The organism is Variovorax trehalosi, assembly GCF_051216415.1.
Classification (GTDB): domain Bacteria; phylum Pseudomonadota; class Gammaproteobacteria; order Burkholderiales; family Burkholderiaceae_C; genus Variovorax.
In genome coordinates this window covers 37253-53718 of sequence record NZ_JBPJZG010000010.1, presented here as the reverse complement: position 1 = coordinate 53718, position 16466 = coordinate 37253, and the positions used below count along the sequence as shown (strand labels likewise).

General features: G+C 66.8%; 15 protein-coding genes. 11 read left to right on the top strand and 4 right to left on the bottom strand.

Features of this window, described 5'->3' with window-relative positions:
• Positions 1-29: 29 nt before the first annotated feature.
• Both ACSFA7_RS29490 and ACSFA7_RS29485 read right to left on the bottom strand, forming a co-directional pair.
• A complete protein-coding gene (locus tag ACSFA7_RS29490; protein WP_435502630.1) occupies positions 30-2090 on the bottom strand; it encodes a ribonuclease catalytic domain-containing protein in 2061 nt (686 codons plus the stop codon).
• Positions 2091-2137: 47 nt separating this feature from the next.
• The gene (locus tag ACSFA7_RS29485) at positions 2138-2731 is read right to left on the bottom strand and encodes a YqiA/YcfP family alpha/beta fold hydrolase (protein WP_435502772.1); all 594 of its coding nucleotides are present in this window, start codon (positions 2729-2731) and stop codon (positions 2138-2140) included.
• 369 nt (positions 2732-3100) lie between these two features.
• On the opposite strand from ACSFA7_RS29485, the gene ACSFA7_RS29480 reads away from it, so the two are divergent.
• The 6 genes from ACSFA7_RS29480 to ACSFA7_RS29455 all read left to right on the top strand — a co-directional run bounded on the left by ACSFA7_RS29480 (position 3101) and on the right by ACSFA7_RS29455 (position 10386).
• Positions 3101-3844, top strand: a complete 744-nt coding sequence (locus ACSFA7_RS29480) for a response regulator transcription factor (RefSeq protein ID WP_435502629.1) — start codon at positions 3101-3103, stop codon at positions 3842-3844.
• A 6-nt stretch (positions 3845-3850) separates the two neighbouring features.
• Positions 3851-5710 (top strand): sensor histidine kinase, encoded by a 1860-nt coding sequence (locus ACSFA7_RS29475; protein WP_435502628.1) that lies wholly within the window; start codon positions 3851-3853, stop codon positions 5708-5710.
• 32 nt (positions 5711-5742) lie between these two features.
• A complete protein-coding gene (gene rodA / locus ACSFA7_RS29470; RefSeq protein ID WP_435502627.1) occupies positions 5743-6897 on the top strand; it encodes a rod shape-determining protein RodA in 1155 nt (384 codons plus the stop codon).
• A gap of 62 nt (positions 6898-6959) precedes the next feature.
• Positions 6960-8420 (top strand): metalloprotease TldD, encoded by a 1461-nt coding sequence (gene tldD, locus ACSFA7_RS29465; RefSeq protein WP_435502626.1) that lies wholly within the window; start codon positions 6960-6962, stop codon positions 8418-8420.
• A 79-nt stretch (positions 8421-8499) separates the two neighbouring features.
• A complete protein-coding gene (locus tag ACSFA7_RS29460; protein WP_435502625.1) occupies positions 8500-9039 on the top strand; it encodes a hypothetical protein in 540 nt (179 codons plus the stop codon).
• A gap of 228 nt (positions 9040-9267) precedes the next feature.
• On the top strand, positions 9268-10386 hold the full coding sequence (locus ACSFA7_RS29455; protein ID WP_435502624.1) for a 3-deoxy-7-phosphoheptulonate synthase: 1119 nt from the start codon (positions 9268-9270) through the stop codon (positions 10384-10386).
• A gap of 6 nt (positions 10387-10392) precedes the next feature.
• Here ACSFA7_RS29455 and ACSFA7_RS29450 read toward each other — a convergent pair whose 3' ends face one another.
• Positions 10393-10902: a cupin domain-containing protein gene (locus ACSFA7_RS29450; protein ID WP_435502623.1), complete on the bottom strand. Its 510-nt coding sequence runs from the start codon at positions 10900-10902 to the stop codon at positions 10393-10395.
• Entirely contained in the window at positions 10899-12302 is a 1404-nt protein-coding gene (mpl, locus tag ACSFA7_RS29445; protein WP_435502622.1) for a UDP-N-acetylmuramate:L-alanyl-gamma-D-glutamyl-meso-diaminopimelate ligase, read from the bottom strand. The genes ACSFA7_RS29450 and mpl overlap by 4 nt, the downstream gene beginning before the upstream one ends.
• Before the next feature lie 111 nt (positions 12303-12413).
• On the opposite strand from mpl, the gene ACSFA7_RS29440 reads away from it, so the two are divergent.
• From ACSFA7_RS29440 to prmA, 5 genes are all read left to right on the top strand, one after another.
• A complete protein-coding gene (locus ACSFA7_RS29440; protein ID WP_435502621.1) occupies positions 12414-13010 on the top strand; it encodes a hypothetical protein in 597 nt (198 codons plus the stop codon).
• The gene (locus ACSFA7_RS29435; protein ID WP_435502620.1) at positions 13011-13565 is read left to right on the top strand and encodes a TlpA family protein disulfide reductase; all 555 of its coding nucleotides are present in this window, start codon (positions 13011-13013) and stop codon (positions 13563-13565) included.
• Between the two features lie 100 nt (positions 13566-13665).
• On the top strand, positions 13666-14127 hold the full coding sequence (gene accB, locus ACSFA7_RS29430; protein ID WP_435502619.1) for an acetyl-CoA carboxylase biotin carboxyl carrier protein: 462 nt from the start codon (positions 13666-13668) through the stop codon (positions 14125-14127).
• Between the two features lie 2 nt (positions 14128-14129).
• On the top strand, positions 14130-15479 hold the full coding sequence (gene accC, locus ACSFA7_RS29425; protein ID WP_206177300.1) for an acetyl-CoA carboxylase biotin carboxylase subunit: 1350 nt from the start codon (positions 14130-14132) through the stop codon (positions 15477-15479).
• Positions 15480-15495: 16 nt separating this feature from the next.
• Positions 15496-16386, top strand: coding sequence for a 50S ribosomal protein L11 methyltransferase (gene prmA, locus ACSFA7_RS29420; RefSeq protein WP_435502618.1), 891 nt, complete (start codon positions 15496-15498; stop codon positions 16384-16386).
• The last annotated feature ends 80 nt before the right edge of the window (positions 16387-16466 follow it).

The window sequence follows — 16466 nt, the reverse complement described above, 5'->3', positions numbered from 1 at the left end:
CTGCATTTCTCCGGACGTCTCGCCAGAGTTCATGCAGGTGTGTTTTCCGGCGCGGCCTCGCTGTCGCTCAGGTCGACGGCAATGGCGATCGGGCCGGCGACTTCTTCTTCGTCCTCGCCGCTCTCCTCCTCGGCCGAGGCATCGGCCTTCGGCGCGTCGAGGCGTTCGAGCACGGTGCCGCTCACGTCGAGCGCGATCTCGTCGATCTCGCCAAGCTTCACGCGCAGGCGCGCACCACGTTCCTGCTGGCCCGCCACAGGGAACACCAGCGGCAGCGCGTCGGCACGCACCAGCGCGCCGTTGGGGATGTCCTTGATGACCGTCGCTTCGAGCTCGGTGATGCCGTTCTGCTGCAGGTACTTGAGCGTCCAGAAGCGTTCCATGCCGCCCTGGTAGCCGTTGTACGTGGCATAGGCCGCATCGAAGCCCGAGAGGATCGAGAACAGGTCGGCGTCCTTCGGCTTGAAGGGCGCGGCCAGCGCGGCGGTCTTGCCGTGGCGCGCGGCCGCGATGATCTGCCACTGGTTCACGAGGTCGGTGTAGCGGCGCAGCGGCGAGGTGCTCCACGCATAGCTCTTCACGCCCAGGCCCGCATGCGGCAGCGCGCGCGTGCCCATGCGCACCTTGATGCCGGGCGCCAGGCTCGCCTGGCTGCGGTAGAGCCCGGGCACGCCGAGTTCGCCGAGCCAGCCGCCCCAGCTGCTGTTGGCCAGGATCATCGCTTCCGAGACGATCAGGTCGAGCGGCGCGCCGCGCTGGCGCGTGGTGATCTGCACCTGCTCGTTGCCGGTGGGCTCGTTGCCGTCGTTGCCGACGAGGCGGAAGTTGTAGTCGGGCCGGTTGAAGTTCTCGGGCTTGCCGCGCACCACTTCGCGCTGCGCCTTCAATTGCTTGGCGAGGCGGAACAGGAAGGAGAGCGGCGCGCGCAGGTTGGCGGCGGCTTCGGGCGTGTTCTCGCTCGTGACCGAGGCGTCTTCGAGCCAGGGCTGCGTGACGACGCTGTCGAGCTGGTCGTGGCGCAGGTTGGCGACGATGGGCACGCGCTCCAGCTTGGTCTCGGTGCCTTGCAGCTCGAGCGTGGCTTCGTCGAAGCGCGCGTAGAGCGATACGGCCGGGCGGTCGGCGCCTTCGAGCAGCGTGTAGGTGTTCACCACCTCGTCGGGCAGCATCGTGATCTTGTAGCCCGGCATGTAGACCGTCGACATGCGCGCGCGCGCCACGTTGTCGATGGCACTGCCGGGCGTGAGCGCCAGGGCCGGCGCCGCGATATGGATGCCGACCGTGACGGTGCCGCTGCCAAGACCTTGCACCGACAACGCATCGTCGATTTCGGTGGTCTGCGAATCGTCGATCGAGAAGGCCTGGACGCCGGTGGCGACGGGCAGCTCGTCCACGATGGCCGGCGCCGCGAGCGCGGGAAAGCCGGTGCCCTTGGGGAAGTTCTCGAACAGGAAGCGCCGCCAGTGGAACTGGTAGGGCGAATCGATCGCGCCGGCGCGCTCCAGCAGGTCGAGCGGCGGGCGCTGCGTGGCGCGCGCAGCGTCGACCACGGCCTTGTATTCGGGGGCGTTCTTGTCGGGCTTGAACAGGATCTTGTAGAGCTGCTCGCGGATCGGCGGCGGGCACACGCCCTCGGCCAGTTGCCCGGCCCATTCGACGATCTGCGCCTGAATGACTTTTTTCTTCTCGATGGCGGCGAGGGCCTGCTGCACGATTTCGGCCGGCGCCTTCTTGAAGCGCCCCTTGCCCGCGCGGCGGAAGTAATGCGGCGCCTCGAAGAGCGCGAACAGCGCCGCTGCCTGCTGGGCGAGCGTGGGCTTGTCGCTGAAATAGTCGGCGGCCAGGTCGGCAAAGCCGAATTCGCCTTCGGCCGCGAATTCCCAGGCCAGGTCGAGGTCCATCGCGGCGGCGAGCGTGCGCGCCTCGGCGATCAGCTCGGCCGGGGACGGTTTCTCGAAACGCAGAACGATGTTGGCGCCCTTGACCTTGACGCGCTTGCCGGTCTCGAGCTCGACCTGCGCCGAGGCTTCAGCCTCCGACAGGACACGGCCGCCGAGGTACTTGCCGGCTTCTTCAAACAATACAAACATGGCGCGGATTGTCCCATGCGGGATGGGGCCACCCGGCCCGGCGATGCTCAGACCGGATTGATGAACGCCATGACGTCGTCCAAGTGCGCCGTCTCGAAATCCGACAGCGCGTGGTCGCCGCCTTCCAGCAGCTTGATGTTGCTGTCCGGATAGCGGGCCGACATCTCGTGCCAGTCGAGCGCCTCGTCGCCCTTGGCGATGATCGCGAAGACGCGCTCGGGCCGCGTGAGCGAGCCGACTTCCATGGCGCGCAGCTCGTGGATGTACTCGGGCCGGAAATAGAAATGTTCGGCCGGGTCGTGCCAGACGGTCTGGTCGCCGATGTAGAGCGTGAGGTCGCGTGCCGGGTACACCGCCGGGTTGAGCAGCACCGCGCGGCAGCGCGTCATGCCGGCAACGTAGGTGGCATAAAAGCCGCCCAGCGACGAGCCGATCACGGCCATCGACTTGCGCGGCCAGTGCGCGATGCCCTTCATTACCATGTCGATGGCGTCGTGCGGCGAAGGCGGCAGTTGCGGGCACCACCACTCCAGGTTCGGATGCGCCTGCGCCACGCGCTGCGCCACGAGCCTCGCCTTGGTCGAACGGGGCGAAGAACGGAAGCCGTGCAGGTACAGCAGATGGGTGGTTTGCGGGTCCATGGGGGGAAGGGCGGGAAGGTGCGAACGCCGCACCTCGCTGGCCGAGGCGAGGTAATTCTGCATGAGGTCTGTGCCTGCAAAGCGGCTTGCGGCATTCAAAAACCCTGCGGCGAGGGGTTCTTGGGGAAAGCGATAACTCATAACTACTTACACCGCATGAACGTCTCGCCGGCCTCGGCCCTGCGATGGTCGCCTGGCTGGAGTTCGAAAGTATTCATGGGCTGCTCCTCGTTGCCGGCGTCGCACGCACGGCGATGAACCCGCGGCAAAAAAGAAAAAGAAAACGCCCAATTCTCGGGATGCGATTCGTCGTGCGCATCCCATGAAAGGGGTATGCATGCGCGGCGGTGGGGGGGCGCGCCGAGGCTTATGCTTCATCCCATGAATACAGAGGCTCTGGATGACGGGACGCTGCGCCGCTGGGGGGTGCTCGTGGTCGAGGACGACAGCCGCGCACGCGCCTTCTTCGAAGCCAGCGTGCAGCGCAGCCCGCGTCTTTTCTGGCTCGGCAGCGCTGGCACGGTGCAGGAGGCGCTGGGCTGGCTGGCGCGCACCACGACGATTCCCGACGTCTTGCTGGTCGACCTCGGCATGCCCGACGGCACCGGCCTGGACGTGATCCGCGACGCCGTCGCGCGCTTTCCCGGCTGCGAGCCGCTGGTGGTGTCAGTCTTCGGCGACGAGGAAAACGTGCTCGCCAGCATCGAGGCCGGGGCCGTGGGCTACATCCACAAGGACGCCGCGCCCGAGGACATCGCGCAGACCATCGTGGAGATGAAGGCCGGCGCATCGCCGATCTCGCCCATGATCGCGCGGCGGGTGCTGGCCAAGTACCGCAGCCTGCAATCGGCCAGCATCGTCGGCGCCGGCACTGCCGCGCCCGAGGCGGCCTTCGACGACAACGAGCGCGGCCTGCTTTCCGCGCGCGAACACGAGGTGCTGACGCTGATCGCGCGCGGCTTCTCGTATGCGGAAATCGCGCGGCTCAAGGGCCTGAGCGTGCACACGGTGCAGACCCACATCAAGAACCTCTACGGCAAGCTCGCGGTGCATTCCAAGAGCGAGGCGGTCTTCGAGGCCACGCGCCTCGGCCTGCTGCCTCACCCGGGCTGAGGACGGATGCTGGCGAGGCTGGGCGCGCTGCTTTCGCTCTGGCTGGCGGTGCTGGTGGCCGGTACTGCCGGCATGGGGGGCGCGGCGGCCCAGACGGCGGCCCGAGTCGCAGAGGGGCCGATCGAACTGCGCCACGGCACCATCACGACATCGGTCGACGGCATCACCCGCACCGGACCGGTCGAACTCTCCTATCACTGGGACCGCCAGCACCGCGGCCGGCCCGGTCTCGCGAGCTTCGATCTGCCATTCACTCTCGCGGCTGCGCCGGAAACGCCCTGGGGCATCTTCATTCCCCGCGTGGGCAACGTCTTCGAGGTGCAACTCAACGGGGCGCTGCTGCAGGTCTACGGCGACCTGGGCGTGGGCAACAACGCCGATTACGCCAAGGCGCCCATCTATGTGCCGGTGCCGGGACACCTGCTGACTGCCGGCGAGAACCACCTGCAGATCCGCCTGCGCGCCGACAGCGCCCGGCGGGCCGGCCTTTCGCGCGTCGTCGTCGGTCCCGCCACGCCGGTGCGCACCGAGCTCTTCGAGAGCGCCTACGCCTGGCGTTTCACCGGCTCGGTGCTGCTCACGGCCTTCAGCCTGATCGTCGGCAGCATCGCGCTGGCACTCTGGCTCACGCAGGTGGACACCGGCGCCGTGGGGCGGCACCGGCGCGACGGTATCTATTTATGGGCGGCACTTGCCGAGTTCTGCTGGGCGATCCGCGTGGCCGACGGCGTGATCGCCGAGCCGCCGCTGCCCTGGGTTCCCTGGGGCGTGCTGATGGCGGCTTGCTACGCGGGCTGGGCGGCGTCGGCCATGATGTTCTGCTACCACCTCGCGGGGTGGGCCCGGAATCCCCGGCTGCAGTGGCTGCGCTGGCCGCTGGCCGCAGTGGTCGCGGGAACGGTGGTGGCGAGCACGCTGGCCCTGCAGCGCGAACAACCCGTGTGGCTTACTGGATGGCTCGCTGTCGAGATCGTGATCATCGGCGTCTTCGTGGGCGGCTTCGTGGTGGCGACCGCGCGCCAGCCGAGCACCGAGCGGATGCTGGTGGCCCTCGCGGCGCTCGTGACGGTGGCCTTCGGCGTGCGCGACTGGCTGGTGATCCGCCTGAGCGACGCCTACGGCGAGACCACCTGGGTGCGCTATTCGTCGATCTTCTTCGGCATCGCGCTGCTCCTGATCGTGCTGCGGCGCTTTCATGCGGTGAGCACACAGGCGCGCGGATGGGTCGCGGCGCTGGCCGACCGGGTGGCGCAACGCGAGCGCGAACTGGCGCTGACCTACGCCGAACTCGAACAGGTGGCGCGCGACCAGGCCCGCACCCACGAGCGCGAGCGCATCCTGCGCGACATGCATGACGGCGTGGGCTCGCACATCAGCTCGGCGATCCGGCAATTGCAGTCGGGCCAGACCAGTTCGGAAGAACTGCTGCGCACGCTGCGCGACTCGCTCGACCAGCTCAAGCTGTCGATCGACTCGATCCACCTGCCGCCGGGCGACGTCGGCGCGCTGTTGGCGGCGCTGCGCTACCGGCTGGAGCCCCGGCTGGTGGCGGCGGGCATCGAATTCGAATGGGCCGTGGACGAGGTCGGGCCGGTGCAACTGCTCGATGCGCACGCCATGCGGCAGCTGCAGTTCCTGCTGTTCGAGGCCATCTCCAACGTGCTGCAGCACGCCCAGGCCAGCGTGCTGCGGATCGAGGCGGACATGCAGGGCGACACGGTGCGGCTGCGGGTGATCGACAACGGCCGGGGTTTCGACGCCGCGCAGGTCCCCAGGGCGCTGTGGGAGCGCGCCGGTGCCATCGGCGCCCGGCTGGCGGTCGAAAGCCGACCGGGGCGCACGGTCGTTCAGCTCTGTTTCGGCTGAAAGGACATGCGGGGCGCGGATAATCCGCCCCCATGTCTGCCGTGTTCAATCAGCCCTCCCTGGCGCGTCGAATTGCGCCCATCTTCCAGGGCTTCGACGGCTTTCTGGCCTTCGCCGTGCTGCTGCTCGCCTTCGCCGGGCTGCTGACCATGTATTCCTCCGGTTACGACCACGGTTCGCGCTTTGTCGACCATGGCCGCAACATGCTGCTGGCGGGTTTCATCATGTTCGTGGTGGCGCAGGTGCCGCCGCAGCGGCTGATGATGTTCGCGGTGCCGCTCTACGCGGCGGGGGTGGCGCTCCTGATCGCGGTGGCGCTCTTCGGCATCACCAAGAAGGGCGCCCAGCGCTGGATCAACGTCGGCGTGGTGATCCAGCCCAGCGAAATCCTCAAGATCGCGATGCCGCTGATGCTGGCCTGGTGGTTCCAGCGGCGCGAGGGCCAGTTGCGGCCGCTCGACTTCGTGGTGGCCACGGTGCTGCTGGCGGTGCCGGTCGGGCTCATCATGAAACAGCCTGACCTCGGCACCTCGCTCCTGGTGCTGGCGGCGGGCATGGCGGTGATCTTCTTTGCCGGCCTTCCCTGGAAGCTGATCGTGCCGCCGGTGCTGATTGGCGCCATTGCCGTGACGCTGATCGTGAGCTTCGAGTCGAAGCTGTGCACCGACGGCGTCGACTGGCGGGTGCTGCACGACTACCAGAAGCAGCGCGTGTGCACGCTGCTCGACCCGAGCAAGGACCCGCTGGGCAAGGGCTTCCACATCATCCAGGGGATGATCGCCATCGGCTCGGGCGGCGTCGGCGGCAAGGGCTTCATGCAGGGCACCCAGACGCACCTCGAATTCATTCCCGAGCGCACCACCGACTTCATCTTTGCCGCGTACTCCGAGGAGTTCGGGCTGGTGGGCAACCTGGCGCTGATCTCGGCTTTCATCCTCCTGATCTTCCGCGGGCTGGCCATCGCGACCAGCGCGACGACGCTCTTCTCGCGGCTGCTGGCAGGGGCGGTCACGATGATTTTCTTCACCTACGCCTTCGTGAACATGGGCATGGTGAGCGGCATCCTGCCGGTGGTGGGGGTGCCGCTGCCGTTCATCAGCTACGGCGGGACGGCAATGGTGACGCTGGGGCTGGGGCTGGGCATCCTGATGTCGATCGCGCGGGCGAGGAAGCTGGCGCAGAACTAGGCCTAGGCGCCCGAGTGCCCTTGGGGGCGGCACGGGAGAGGGTGCCTGCCTAGAATGGCGAGATGATCTCTCGCGAACCCACCATCGAGCGCCTGGCAACAGCCCAACAACTCTTGCTCACGCCGTTCGGACTCGACGAATCGCACCTGAGCAAGGCCCTGGCAGAGATCACCTCCCACAAGGTGGACGACGCCGACCTCTACTTCCAGTACACGCGCAGCGAGGGCTGGAGCCTCGAAGAGGGCATCGTCAAGACCGGCAGCTTCAGCATCGACCAGGGCGTCGGCGTGCGTGCGGTCAGCGGCGAGAAAACCGCATTCGCCTATTCGGACGATATTTCCGAAGCCTCGCTCCTCGATGCGGCCCGCACGGTCCGCTCGATTTCCTCCGCCGGCCGCACCGGCCGCGTGAAGACGCCGACCCGCAAGATCGCCTCGAGCCGCTCGCTCTACAACGGCGTCGACCCCATCTCCACGCTCGACAGCACGGCCAAGGTCAAGCTGCTCGAAAAGACCGAGAAGCTGGCGCGTTCGCGCGATCCGCGCGTGGCGCAGGTCATGGCCGGCCTTGCAAGCGAATACGACGTGGTGCTCGTGGCACGCGCCGACGGCACGCTGGCTGCCGACGTGCGACCGCTGGTGCGCCTGTCGGTCACGGTGATCGCCGAGCAGAACGGCCGGCGCGAAGTCGGCTCCGGCGGCGGCGGCGGGCGTTTCGGCCTCGCCTACTTCGACGACGAGAAGATCGCCGAATATGTCGACCAGGCCGTGAAGGCCGCGCTGACCAACCTCGATGCCCGCCCGGCGCCAGCCGGCGAGATGACCGTGGTGCTCGGCTCCGGCTGGCCCGGCATCCTGCTGCACGAGGCCATCGGCCACGGGCTGGAAGGCGACTTCAACCGCAAGGGCTCCAGCGCGTTCTCGGGCCGCATCGGCCAGCGCGTGGCGGCCAAGGGCGTCACGGTGCTCGACGACGGCACGATCGCCGACCGCCGCGGCTCGCTGAACGTCGACGACGAAGGCAATGCCAGCCAGCGCAACGTGCTGATCGAGGACGGCATCCTCAAGGGCTACATCCAGGATTCGATGAACGCCCGCCTCATGAAGGTCAAGCCCACCGGCAACGGCCGCCGCGAGAGCTACGCCCACGTGCCGATGCCGCGCATGACCAACACCTACATGCTCGGCGGCGACAAGGACCCCCAGGAAATCGTGGCCAGCATCAAGAAGGGCCTCTACGCCACCAACTTCGGTGGCGGGCAGGTCGACATCACGAGCGGCAAGTTCGTGTTCTCGGCGAGCGAGGCCTTCTGGGTGGAGAACGGCAAGATCCAGTACCCGGTCAAGGGCGCGACCATCGTGGGCAACGGCCCCGACGCGCTCACCCGCGTGACCATGATCGGCAACGACATGAAGCTCGATTCGGGTGTGGGCACCTGCGGCAAGGAAGGCCAGAGCGTGCCCGTGGGCGTCGGCCAGCCCACGCTGCGCATCGACGGGCTCACGGTAGGTGGAACGGCTTAGGACTTTCGGCACTTGCCGGGCGTTTCCTTCGGTTGCTAAGCTGCGCCCTTTTGCGCACGACGCATTCAAGGAGCATTTCATGGGGAACAGGATCAACTCGCCCGCGGCCCTCTGGGCCATGACCGCCCTGGTCGCGCTGGGTAGCGTCGGCTGCGCATCGCGCGGTGGTTCGGGCAGCCAGCCCCAGGCCGCGCCCGCTCCCGCGGCCGCCGCTCCGGCAGCGCCCGCGCGCAGCGGCTCTGGCGCCGGCATGGATGGTCGGGGCAACGTGACCGATTCCTCCAAGGTCGAGGCCGGCAGCGGCCGCACCGTCAAGGGCCTGAACGGCTACGAAGGCGAGATCACCGGCAACCCGGCGCGCAACAGCAAGTTCACCCGCCTGCAGATCGGCATGAGCGCCAAGCAGGTCACCGACCTCGCCGGCCCGCCGACCGACCAGGGCGCCTACGTGACGGGCAAGGCCTTCATTCCGTTCTATTTCGGCAGCGACCGCCACCGTTTCGAGATGACCTACAAGGGCCAGGGACGGCTGATCTTCGCGGGTGGCGGCATGGGTGAATACACCAGCGGCAACCTGATCTGGATCATTCACAACGCCAACGAATCGGGCTACCGCTAAACCACCCCGGGACCCGGCCGCTTGACCGGGTCTTTGTTTTCCGTGCTACATTCCGCCCCTATGTCCGCCCTCCGCGCTTACTTTTTTGCCTACTTTTGGTTCCCGGTTTCCGGCGGACGAGAGGCGAGCGCGTAAAGCAAACGAACACCCTCCCAAAACCGCCGGCGCCCCAAGCCCCGGCGGTTTTTTTATGCCCTGACGATATTCACTCCAACAAGGAACAGCACCATGAGCACGAACACTGCCCCGGCCAGCGACAGCTGGTATGCGAGCGTCGAAAAAACCAGCAAGACCGACGACGAACGCATCAAGGACATCAACGTGCTGCCCCCTCCTGAACATCTGATCCGCTTTTTCCCGATCCGCGGTACGTCGGTCGAAACGCTGATCGAGGGCACCCGCCGCAACATCCACAACATCATGGCCGGCAAGGACGACCGGCTGCTGGTGATCATGGGCCCCTGTTCGATCCACGACCCGGCCGCCGCCGTCGAGTACGCCAAGCGCCTGAAGGTCGAGCGCGAAAAATACGCCGGCACGCTCGAGATCGTGATGCGCGTGTACTTCGAGAAGCCGCGCACCACCGTCGGCTGGAAGGGCCTGATCAATGACCCGTACCTGGACGAGAGCTTCCGCATCGACGAGGGCCTGCGCATCGCGCGCCAGCTGCTGATCGACATCAACCGCATCGGCCTGCCGGCGGGCAGCGAGTTCCTCGACGTGATCTCGCCCCAGTACATCGGCGACCTGATCTCCTGGGGCGCCATCGGTGCGCGCACCACCGAAAGCCAGGTGCACCGCGAACTCGCCTCGGGCCTTTCGGCCCCCATCGGCTTCAAGAACGGCACCGACGGCAACATCCGCATCGCCACCGACGCCATCCAGGCCGCAGCCCGCGGCCATCACTTCCTCTCGGTGCACAAGAACGGCCAGGTCGCGATCGTGCAGACCAACGGCAACCGCGACTGCCACGTGATCCTGCGCGGCGGCAAGGCGCCGAACTACGACGCCGCCAGTGTCGAAGCCGCCTGCAAGGACCTCGAAGCCGCCAAGCTGCCGCCCACGCTGATGGTCGACTGCAGCCACGCGAACAGTTCCAAGCAGCACCAGAAGCAGATCGACGTGGCCAAGGACATCGCGGGCCAGATCGCCGGCGGTTCGAACCGCGTGTTCGGCGTGATGGTCGAGAGCCACCTGCAGGCCGGCGCCCAGAAGTTCACGCCGGGCAAGGACAAGATCTCGGGCCTCGAATACGGCAAGAGCATCACCGACGCCTGCATTGGCTGGGACGATTCGATGCGGGTGCTCGAGACGCTGTCGCAGGCCGTGAAGGCCCGCCGCGGCTGAAAACGGTCAGAGCATCCCGGCCAGGTCGGGCCAGTGGTGCCGCATCGACGCCGCCTCGTCGCTGTCGGGCGGCACCATGGAGAAGTCGGCAAAGTCGAAGCCCGGGCCGACCATGCAGGCGACCAGCGTGTAGTCGCCTGACGAATGGCCTTGGATCGGGCGGGCTGCCTGCCACTGGCCGGCTGGCACCACGTGCTGGGGGCGTGTGCCGTGCGTGTCGACCGGCCCCAGCCGCACATGGGCCGGCGCCGTTCGCATCGCGGCATCGCAGGTCCACAACGCCAACGGCACGCCTTCGAGATGCACCCAGACTTCGTCGGACAGCACTCGGTGCCAACGCGAATGCTGGCCCGCCTCGAGCAGGAAATAGATGCTGGTGAGTGCGCTGCGGAGCGCCCGGCCGTCGATTGGGGTGACGCTGGCTGGTGAACGGAACACCTCGCTGTACCAGCCGCCCTCGGGATGGGGCTGCAACTTCAGGCTGTCGATCAGTTCCCGGGCGCGCATGGTGCTCATGATGCCGCCGCGGCACGCAGGGCTGCGAGCAGTTTGTCGTGCACGCCGCCGAAGCCGCCGTTGCTCATGCAGAGGATGTGATCGCCCGGCCGCGCAGCCGCGACGATCTGGGCCATCAGCGGCTCGATGGCCCCGGCAACCTGCGCGCGGTCGCCCATCGGCGCCAGGGCCGCGGCGGCATCCCAGTCGAGTCCGGCCGTGTGGCAGAACGAGAGATCGGCCGACTCCAGGCTCCACGGCAGCTGCGCGGCCATGACGCCCAGCTTCATCGTGTTGCTGCGCGGCTCGAAGGCCGCGAGGATGCGCTCACTTTTCTTGCCGGCGTCGTCGAGCTTCTTGCGCAGGCCGTCGAGCGTGGTGCGGATGGCGGTGGGGTGATGGGCGAAGTCGTCGTAGACCGTGATCGCGCCGCCCTTGCGTTCGACTGTGCCGCGCAGCTCCATCCGCCGGCGCACGTTGCGAAAGCTGCCGAGCGCACGCGCCGCATCGGCCGGCGCAACGCCAACGTGGTCGGCAGCCGCGATGGCGGCCAGCGCATTCATCTGGTTGTGCAGGCCCGAGAGTTCCCACTCGACCCGGCCGACCGTCTCGCCTTGTCGCAGCACGTCGAAGGCGTCGTGCGAGCCGCGGGCCTCCCATTCGCCGCCTGCGCCGAAACGCGCGAGCTCGCTCCAGCAGCCCTGGGCCAGCACCCGCTGCAGGCTTTCTTCGGTGGCATTGACCACCAGTCGCCCGGTGCCGGGCACGGTGCGCACGAGGTGATGGAACTGGCGTTCGATGTCGGCGAGGTCGTCGAAGATGTCCGCGTGATCGAACTCGAGGTTGTTGAGCACGGCGGTGCGCGGCCGGTAGTGCACGAACTTGCTGCGCTTGTCGAAGAAGGCGGTGTCGTACTCGTCGGCCTCGATGACGAAGGCGGCACCGTCGCCGAGGCGAGCCGACACGCCGAAGTCCAGCGGCACGCCGCCCACAAGGAAGCCCGGCGCCTTGCCGCCCTGCTCGAGCGCCCAGGCCAGCATCGAGGTGGTGGTCGTCTTGCCGTGCGTGCCGGCCACGGCCAGCACATGGCGGCCCAGCAGCACATGCTCGGCCAGCCATTGCGGGCCGCTGGTGTAGGGCTTCCCAGCGTCGAGGATGGCTTCCATCAGCGGGAACTTGGGGCTGCCGTCCGGCAGGCGCGCCCTCGAAACCACGTTGCCGACCACGAACATGTCGGGTGCGAGAGCGAGTTGATCGGCGCCGAAACCCTCGATCAGGTCGATGCCGAGGGCGCGCAGCTGGTCGCTCATTGGCGGGTACACGCCGGCGTCGCAGCCCGTGACCCGGTGGCCCGCTTCGCGCGCCAGGGCGGCCAGGCCACCCATGAACGTGCCGCAGATACCCAAAATATGAATGTGCATCGGGCGATTCTAGGGACGCGGAATACGGGGCCTGTCCCGCAAGCCGGGCCTTCGCCCCGAGCTTCATGTTGATTTCGTGTGCATGACGCCTACTGCGGGCAAAATGCCCCGATGGACACGTCCAAGCGTGAAATCGCCGCCACCGCAGCCCGCCTTGTCGTCGAGGAAGGGCTGGAATATGGTCCCGCCAAACGACGGGCCCTGCGTGACCTGGGCTTGTCGGCGCGCACTTCGCTGCCGAACAACGACGAAGTCGAGGCCGAGGTGCGCGACTACATCGCGCTGTTCTGCGCCGACACCCAGCCGCAAGAATTGCACGCGCTGCGACTGCTGGCACTCGAGTGGATGGAGCGAATGGCCGCCTTCCGCCCGCATATCGGCGGCGCCGTATGGCACGGCACGGCCACCCGGCTGTCGGACATCTACATACAGATGTTCTGCGATGATTCCAAATCCGCCGAGATCGCCCTCATCGACCATCATGTGGATTACGAACCCCGCATGGTTACCGGCTTCCATGGCGAGCAGGTCGAAGCCTTGAGCGTGCATGCGCCAAGCCGCGCGCTCGGCGAGGAAATCGGCGTCCACCTGCTGGTCTACGACCTCGACGACCTGCGTGGCGCCCTCAAGCCCGACGCCCAGGGGCGCACGCCGCGCGGCGATCTGCCCGCATTGCGCCGACTGATTGAAAGAGAAAAGGACAAGTGAATGACTTCTTCGCCGACACGACGCGGCATGCTCTATGGCGGCGTGGCGGCGGTGGCCGCCGCTGCCGGGGTGGGTGGCGCCTGGTGGCGGGAACGCAGCGCCGGCAGCAATGTGGCGGGTGGCGAGCAACTCGACGCGACCTTCTGGGCCCAGAAATTCGAACGGCCTGAGGGCGGTGAACTTGTCTTCTCGAGCCTCCGCGGCAAGCCGCTGCTGCTGAACTTCTGGGCGACATGGTGCCCGCCCTGTGTCGAAGAAATGCCGATGATCGACACCTTCTTTCGCGAACATGGCGCCAACGGATGGCAAGTGGTCGGATTGGCCATCGACCAGCCCAGCGCGGTACGCAAGTTCCTGCAACGCACCCCGGTCACCTATCCCACCGGCTTGGCCGGGCTGCAAGGCACGGAGCTGGTCAAGAACCTGGGCAATACCGGTGGTGGATTGCCCTTCACGCTGGTGCTGAACGGTAACGGCTCTGTTGCAGCTCGTAAAATGGGCAAGCTCGAAACCGCCGATCTAGAGACTTGGCGGCGCGAACTTGTTCATGGTTAGAATCGGCCGCCCAAGCTGGCGTTAGCCACCAAACGCTGAAAATCGCCGATTTTCAGCCCAATTATATCCGAATGACCGGCAAAGCCGGCACTGGAGTCCCATGGATCTGCGCAAACTCAAGACACTGATCGATTTGGTGTCCGAATCGAATATTTCCGAACTGGAAATCACCGAAACCGAAGGCAAGGTTCGCATCGTCAAGGGCGGCGGCGCCGCTCCGGTGCAGTATGTGCAAACCCTGGCAGCGCCGCCTGCTGCCGCCCCGGTGGCAGGCGCACCTGTTGCCCCGGCCGCCGCAAGCGCCCCCGCAGCCGAAGCCGCTCCGGCCGGCCACGCAGTCAAGTCGCCCATGGTCGGCACGTTCTATCGTTCGTCGAGCCCGGGCGCACCGGCCTTTGTCGAAATCGGCAGCAAGGTGAATGAGGGCGACACGATCTGCATCATCGAAGCGATGAAGATCCTCAACGAAATCGAAGCGGACAAGTCCGGCACGATCACCCAGATCCTCGGCGAAAACGGGCAAGCGGTCGAATACGGCCAGCCGCTGTTCATCATCGAGTGACCATGTTCAAGAAGATCCTGGTTGCCAACCGGGGGGAGATTGCCCTCCGGATTCAGCGCGCCTGCAGCGAGATGGGCATCAAGGCCGTGATGGTCTATTCCGAAGCCGATCGCGAGGCCAAGTACGTCAAGCTGGCGCAGGAAGCCGTGTGCATCGGCCCGGCGCCTTCGGGGCAGAGCTACCTCAACATGCCGGCGATCATCTCGGCGGCCGAAGTGACCGATGCCGAAGCCATCCACCCCGGCTACGGCTTCCTGAGCGAGAACGCGAACTTCGCCGAACGCGTGGAGCAGAGCGGCTTCCAGTTCATCGGCCCGACACCGGACAACATCCGCACGATGGGCGACAAGGTCTCGGCCAAGCAGGCCATGATCAAGGCCGGCGTGCCTTGCGTGCCCGGCTCCGAGGGCGAGCTCTCGGACGACGCCGCCACCAACAAGCGCATTGCCCGTGCGATCGGCTACCCGGTCATCATCAAGGCGGCGGGCGGCGGCGGTGGCCGCGGCATGCGCGTGGTGCACACCGAGGCGGCGCTGGTCAACGCGATCCAGATGACCAAGGCGGAAGCCGGCGCGGCCTTCAGCAATCCGGCCGTGTACATGGAGAAGTTTCTCCAGAACCCGCGCCACATCGAGATCCAGATCCTCGCCGACAAGCACAAGAACGCGGTCTACCTGGGCGAGCGCGACTGCTCCATGCAGCGCCGCCACCAGAAGGTGATCGAGGAATCGCCGGCCCCCGGCATTCCGCGCAAGCTGATCGAGAAGATCGGCGAGCGCTGCGCTGCGGCCTGCAAGAAGATCGGCTACCGCGGCGCCGGCACCTTCGAGTTCCTCTATGAGAACGGCGAGTTCTACTTCATCGAGATGAACACGCGCGTGCAGGTGGAGCACCCGGTGACCGAGTTCACCACCGGCATCGACATCGTGAAGACGCAGATCATGGTGGCCGCCGGCGAGAAGCTGCCGTTCACCCAGCGCCAGATCGAGATGCGCGGCCACGCCATCGAGGTGCGCATCAACGCCGAAGACGCGTGGAAGTTCACGCCGTCGCCAGGCCGCATCACGATGTGGCACCCGCCGGGCGGCCCTGGTGTGCGCGTCGATTCGCATGCGTACACCAACTACTTCGTGCCCCCGAACTACGACTCGATGATCGGCAAGATCATCGTGTACGGCGACACGCGCGAGCAGGCCATGGCGCGCATGCGCACGGCGCTGAACGAGACCGTGATCGAAGGCATCCAGACCAACATCCCGCTGCACCGCGAGCTGATGGTCGACGCCAAGTTCATGGCCGGCGGCACCAACATCCACTACCTCGAAGAGTGGCTCGCGGCGCACAAGCGCTGACCCACGAGACGACGCCATGTTCGAACTTCGCCTGATGGCACCGGAAGACCGGGTCGAAATGCTCAGCGACGCGCTCGATGCACTCGATGCGCTGAGCGTGTCCGTCGAGGACGCCGACGCGCAGACCGATGCCGAGCAGGCGCTGTTCGGCGAGCCCGGCATGCCGCCGCCCAAGGAGGGCTGGCAGCGTTCGCGCGTGATCGCGCTCTTCCCCGATGAGGCGCTTGCGAAAGAGGCCGCATCACTGCTCGCGCTGCAGGACTTCTTTGAAGGCTGCTCCGTGCTTGGCGTGGCGAATGTGCCCGAGCAGGATTGGGTGCGGCTCACGCAATCGCAATTCGCGCCGGTCGAGATCACGCCCGAGTTCTGGATCGTGCCGACCTGGCACGAGCCGCCCGCGCAGGCGAAGCAGCTGATTCGCCTGGATCCGGGTCTGGCCTTCGGCACCGGCACGCATCCCACCACGCGCATGTGCCTGCGCTGGATCGCAAAGCAGGGCGAGGGCGCTTTCGGCAAGCAGCGCGTGCTCGACTACGGTTGCGGCTCCGGCATCCTGGCGATCGGCGCGGCGAAGTTCGGCGCGCTCGACATCGATGCCGTCGACATCGACGAAGCCGCGGTCTCCTCGACCCGTCTCAATGCCGAAGCCAACGGGGTCAGCCTCAACGCCGGTCTGCCCGAAGCAGCCAAGGGCACCTACGACACCGTGCTCGCCAACATTCTTGCCACGCCGCTCAAGCTGCTCGCGCCGCTGCTGCGCAGCCACGTGGCGCCTGGCGGATCGCTGGTGATGGCCGGCATCCTCGAGCGCCAGGCCGACGAGCTGAAAGAAGCCTACGCGCCGTATGCGACCCTTGAGGTCAGCGACAGCGAGGACGGCTGGATCCTCATGACGGCACGCTGCTGAGCAGCGGGGCCGGGTTTTCGCACTGCCGCGCGCCATTCGCGCCGTTCATGCGATAGGGGCCCAACCCTACAATCGCCCGG

Coding starts and splice junctions, on each gene's coding strand:
- ACSFA7_RS29485 (WP_435502772.1), bottom strand. CDS start 2,731: ATGGACCCGCAAACCACCCATCTGCTGTACCTGCACGGCTTCCGTTCT.
- ACSFA7_RS29440 (WP_435502621.1), top strand. CDS start 12,414: ATGGACACGTCCAAGCGTGAAATCGCCGCCACCGCAGCCCGCCTTGTC.
- ACSFA7_RS29460 (WP_435502625.1), top strand. CDS start 8,500: ATGGGGAACAGGATCAACTCGCCCGCGGCCCTCTGGGCCATGACCGCC.
- ACSFA7_RS29435 (WP_435502620.1), top strand. CDS start 13,011: ATGACTTCTTCGCCGACACGACGCGGCATGCTCTATGGCGGCGTGGCG.
- ACSFA7_RS29450 (WP_435502623.1), bottom strand. CDS start 10,902: ATGAGCACCATGCGCGCCCGGGAACTGATCGACAGCCTGAAGTTGCAG.
- prmA (WP_435502618.1), top strand. CDS start 15,496: ATGTTCGAACTTCGCCTGATGGCACCGGAAGACCGGGTCGAAATGCTC.
- rodA (WP_435502627.1), top strand. CDS start 5,743: ATGTCTGCCGTGTTCAATCAGCCCTCCCTGGCGCGTCGAATTGCGCCC.
- mpl (WP_435502622.1), bottom strand. CDS start 12,302: ATGCACATTCATATTTTGGGTATCTGCGGCACGTTCATGGGTGGCCTG.
- accC (WP_206177300.1), top strand. CDS start 14,130: ATGTTCAAGAAGATCCTGGTTGCCAACCGGGGGGAGATTGCCCTCCGG.
- ACSFA7_RS29490 (WP_435502630.1), bottom strand. CDS start 2,090: ATGTTTGTATTGTTTGAAGAAGCCGGCAAGTACCTCGGCGGCCGTGTC.
- tldD (WP_435502626.1), top strand. CDS start 6,960: ATGATCTCTCGCGAACCCACCATCGAGCGCCTGGCAACAGCCCAACAA.
- ACSFA7_RS29480 (WP_435502629.1), top strand. CDS start 3,101: ATGCTTCATCCCATGAATACAGAGGCTCTGGATGACGGGACGCTGCGC.
- ACSFA7_RS29455 (WP_435502624.1), top strand. CDS start 9,268: ATGAGCACGAACACTGCCCCGGCCAGCGACAGCTGGTATGCGAGCGTC.
- accB (WP_435502619.1), top strand. CDS start 13,666: ATGGATCTGCGCAAACTCAAGACACTGATCGATTTGGTGTCCGAATCG.
- ACSFA7_RS29475 (WP_435502628.1), top strand. CDS start 3,851: ATGCTGGCGAGGCTGGGCGCGCTGCTTTCGCTCTGGCTGGCGGTGCTG.